This window comes from Vibrio sp. 10N.222.49.C9 (genome assembly GCF_041474985.1).
Lineage (GTDB): Bacteria > Pseudomonadota > Gammaproteobacteria > Enterobacterales > Vibrionaceae > Vibrio > Vibrio crassostreae_C.
The window spans coordinates 1-310 of sequence record NZ_JBFRVD010000431.1 but is presented as its reverse complement, the minus strand read 5'-3'; the positions used below and the strand labels follow the sequence as shown (position 1 = coordinate 310).

Below are 310 nucleotides of genomic sequence, written 5' to 3'. Positions count from 1 at the left end.
TTGCTATACTGCGCCCATCTTTTTAGGCTAAATGGATTGTTATGAGCTGCAAAGACTTGCGAGACTTTCTTGCCCTTCTGGAGAAAGAAGGACAATTAAAGCGCATCTCCCATCCGGTTGATCCCGACTACGAAATGACAGAAATCAGCGACCGAACCCTGCGTGCTGGTGGTCCTGCATTACTGTTTGAAAATCCTATTGGCTATGATGTGCCTGTTTTAACCAATCTATTTGGCACCTCCAAGCGAGTGGCTCTTGGTATGGGTCGTCAACAAGTCAGCGATCTGCGAGAGGTAGGCAAGTTACTGGC

The 310-nt window shown here is 47.7% G+C and carries 1 pseudogene; it reads left to right on the top strand.

Annotated features, from left to right (window positions below):
- Window positions 1–41: 41 nt before the first annotated feature.
- Window positions 42–310: pseudogene (locus AB4585_RS23835) on the top strand (3-octaprenyl-4-hydroxybenzoate carboxy-lyase); the annotation flags it as partial.